This window comes from Plesiomonas sp. (assembly GCF_051650925.1).
In the GTDB taxonomy this organism is placed as follows: Bacteria; Pseudomonadota; Gammaproteobacteria; order Enterobacterales; family CAMTGL01; genus Plesiomonas.
Genome location: NZ_JBOFRH010000101.1, coordinates 1 through 3,544 on the forward strand (window position 1 = coordinate 1; position 3,544 = coordinate 3,544).

Annotated in this window: 5 protein-coding genes; all 5 read left to right on the top strand. The window is 51.0% G+C overall.

Going from position 1 to position 3,544, the window contains the following annotated elements:
* On the top strand, positions 1–621 hold a 621-nt coding region (locus ACRC27_RS02220), incomplete at its 5' end, for a UDP binding domain-containing protein (protein ID WP_438639088.1).
* The gene (gene rffG / locus ACRC27_RS02225; protein WP_438639089.1) at positions 618–1,685 is read left to right on the top strand and encodes a dTDP-glucose 4,6-dehydratase; all 1,068 of its coding nucleotides are present in this window, start codon (positions 618–620) and stop codon (positions 1,683–1,685) included. The genes ACRC27_RS02220 and rffG, both read left to right, overlap by 4 nt.
* Before the next feature lie 3 nt (positions 1,686–1,688).
* A complete protein-coding gene (gene rfbA / locus ACRC27_RS02230; RefSeq protein ID WP_438622730.1) occupies positions 1,689–2,570 on the top strand; it encodes a glucose-1-phosphate thymidylyltransferase RfbA in 882 nt (293 codons plus the stop codon).
* Positions 2,548–3,258: a dTDP-4-amino-4,6-dideoxy-D-galactose acyltransferase gene (rffC, locus tag ACRC27_RS02235; protein WP_438639090.1), complete on the top strand. Its 711-nt coding sequence runs from the start codon at positions 2,548–2,550 to the stop codon at positions 3,256–3,258. The genes rfbA and rffC overlap by 23 nt, the downstream gene beginning before the upstream one ends.
* Positions 3,259–3,263: 5 nt before the next feature.
* The coding region (locus tag ACRC27_RS02240; protein WP_438639091.1) for an aminotransferase class I/II-fold pyridoxal phosphate-dependent enzyme at positions 3,264–3,544 on the top strand (281 nt) is incomplete at its 3' end.

Here is a 3,544-nt window from a genome sequence, read left to right on the forward strand (position 1 = left end):
GAAAACAGCTTCCGTGATGTAAACATTGCCTTTGCCAATGAGCTGTCGGTTATCTGTGATAAACAAGACATTAACGTGTGGGAACTGATCCGCTTGGCGAATCGCCATCCGCGCGTCAATATTTTGCAGCCAGGCCCCGGTGTTGGCGGCCACTGTATTGCTGTTGACCCGTGGTTTATTGTGGCGCAAAACCCGCAAGAGGCGCGTTTAATCCGTGCGGCCCGTGAAGTGAATGATGGCAAACCGCATTGGGTAGTCGAAAAAACCAAGCTGGCGGTGGCTGAATGCCTGAATGCGACCGGTAAGCGGGCACAAGATATCAGTATCGCCTGTCTGGGATTGGCATTTAAGCCCGATATTGATGATCTGCGCGAAAGCCCAGCAGTTGAGATAACCCAATTGATTGCACAGTGGCACAGTGGCCGAGTGTTGGCCGTAGAGCCGAATGTTGAAACTTTGCCGAAAAAGCTACAAGGTCAGGTAGAGCTTATCAGTACTGAACAGGCTCTGGCTGATGCCGATGTGCTGGTACTGCTGGTTGATCACCGTCAGTTTAAAGCTGTTGCCGCTGATTCTGTGGCACAGTCTTGGGTGGTTGATACCAAAGGAGTTTGGCGGTGAAAACAATTTTAGTGACTGGCGGTGCCGGTTTTATTGGTTCTGCCGTAGTGCGTCACATTATTCAAGATACCGACTATCAGGTCGTCAATCTGGATAAACTGACCTATGCCGGAAATCTTGAATCACTGGCTCTGGTGGCGGATAGCTCTCGTTATACCTTTGAACAGGTCGATATTTGCCAGCGCAGTGAGCTTGATCGGGTATTTACTACCTATCAGCCGGATGTGGTGATGCATCTTGCAGCAGAAAGCCATGTTGATCGTTCGATTGATGGCCCTGCGGCCTTTATTGAAACCAACATTATCGGCACATATAACATGCTCGAAGCGGCCAGAAGTTACTGGAACACGCTTGAGCCTGCCAATAAAGCCGCGTTTCGTTTTCACCATATCTCAACCGATGAGGTCTATGGCGATCTGCACGGTACCGATGATCTGTTCACCGAAACGACCCCGTATGCACCAAGCAGCCCGTATTCGGCTTCAAAAGCCTCGAGCGATCATCTCGTACGCGCATGGCTGCGTACCTATGGTTTACCAACGCTTATCACCAACTGCTCAAACAACTACGGGCCGTACCATTTCCCTGAAAAACTGATCCCTTTAATGATTTTGAATGCGCTGGCCGCTAAACCTTTGCCAGTGTATGGACAGGGAAATCAGGTGCGTGATTGGCTGTATGTTGAAGATCATGCCCGCGCACTGGTGCTGGTTGCAACACAAGGCGAGATCGGTGAAACCTACAATATTGGCGGCCATAATGAGCGCAAAAATATTGATGTGGTACACACCTTGTGTGCCTTGCTAGAAGAGCTTGTACCAGAAAAGCCTGCTGGTGTTGAAAAATATACCGATCTGATCACCTACGTGGCCGATCGCCCAGGGCACGATCTGCGCTATGCGATTGATGCTAGCAAGATTGCGGATGAATTGGGCTGGTTACCGAAAGAGACGTTTGAAAGTGGCATGCGTAAAACCGTGCAGTGGTATCTGGCAAACACCGATTGGTGGCAGCGGGTACTCGACGGCTCGTATGCCGGTGAGCGTTTGGGCTTAGGGGAGTAACCGATGAAAGGAATTATTCTGGCGGGCGGCTCAGGTACGCGTTTGTACCCGATTACCCGTGGTGTCTCTAAGCAGATGTTGCCGGTTTATGATAAACCGATGATCTACTATCCACTGTCAGTATTGATGCTGGCAGGTATTCGCGAAATTTTGATTATTTCAACGCCAGATGATTTGCCTGCCTTTGAGCGTTTGCTGGGTAACGGTGAGGATTTTGGTATTGAACTGAGCTATGCCGTACAGCCGAGCCCTGACGGTCTGGCGCAGGCGTTTATCATTGGCGAAGAGTTTATCGGTGATGACAGCGTATGTTTAGTTTTGGGCGATAACATCTTTTTTGGCCAGTACTTCAGCGATAAGCTCAAAGCCGTGGCTGCCCGTCCGAACGGGGCAACCGTATTTGGTTATCAGGTGATGGATCCTGAACGCTTTGGCGTAGTGGAGTTTGATGACAACTTCAATGCGCTCTCGGTGGAAGAGAAGCCGTTGAAGCCTAAGTCGAACTGGGCGGTGACGGGCTTATATTTCTATGATAACCGAGTGGTCGAAATGGCCAAGCAGGTAAAACCTTCTGCCCGTGGTGAGCTTGAGATCACCAGCTTGAACGATATGTATCTGCAACAAGGCGAGTTAAAAGTTGAGCTGTTAGGGCGCGGTTTTGCCTGGCTAGATACAGGTACGCACGATAGCCTGATTGAAGCGAGCACCTTCGTACAAACGGTTGAGAAGCGTCAGGGCTTTAAAGTGGCGTGTTTAGAAGAGATCGCTTGGCGTAACGGGTGGATGACGGATGAACAAGTTGCCCGTACCGCACAACAATTAAGCAAGACCGGTTACGGTCAGTATTTGCAGACACTGCTTCATGTCCGTCCACGCCAATATTGAGTTTCTGGACTGGGAGTCGGCATTTTTCGACTTACCCAGTGCCAAGTTGCAGTTCTCTGAACAGGCGACTGCGCTTTGCGCTGATGCTCTGCATGCTTACGCGGTGACGCAGGCAAAGATCCCCGCTGATCGACTGGATCTGGCTGATAAGCTTGCTGATCTCGGGTTTCGGCTGGTGGAAGGTGAGGTTGATTTAGCCATGCCTGTGCCTGCTATTACGTTGGCTGATTCTGCATCAGCCGCTGCATGCTACCGGCTGGCAGGTGAGGCTGATATTCCGGCTTTACAAGAGGGGGCACGAGCCGCTTTTGCACTCAGCCGTTTTCGTACGCCTTGGTATCAGCCAGAGGACAGCGGCCGTTTTTATGCCCGTTGGGTAGAAAATGGTGTACGCGGTAGTTTTGATCATGCCTGTTTAGTGATAGAGCAGCAGGGTGTGATCGAAGGGTTTGTGACTTTACGCGATCTGGGCCAACAGCAGGCTCGGATTGGTCTTTTAGCCGCTATGCCTACTTGCAGTGGGCGTGGCGTTGGTCAGCAGTTGATGTTGGCAGCACAACACTGGTGTTTGGCGCGCGGAATACACACTTTGCGCATCGCAACACAAGTTGGCAATTTGGCTGCTTTACGTCTTTATATTCGCAGCGGTGCCACCATCGTGGACACTGCCTACTGGTTTTACAGGTGATAACCATGATCCCGTTTAATGCCCCGCCGGTTGTCGGCACGGAATTGGAGTATATGCAAGCTGCAATGGGCAGCGGAAAACTGTGTGGTGATGGCGCATTTACCCGCCGTTGTCAGCAGTGGATGGAGCAGCATTTTGGCAGTGCCAAAGTGTTACTGACCCCCTCTTGCACTGCATCACTGGAAATGGCCGCGATTTTGCTGGATATCCAGCCGGGCGATGAAGTGATTATGCCAAGCTTCACGTTTGTCTCTACTGCAAATGCGTTTGTACTGCGTGGCGCTAC

Excerpts from the sequence above, each read along its gene's own strand:
- rffC (WP_438639090.1), top strand. The coding sequence starts at position 2,548 with ATGTCCGTCCACGCCAATATTGAGTTTCTGGACTGGGAGTCGGCATTT.
- rfbA (WP_438622730.1), top strand. The coding sequence starts at position 1,689 with ATGAAAGGAATTATTCTGGCGGGCGGCTCAGGTACGCGTTTGTACCCG.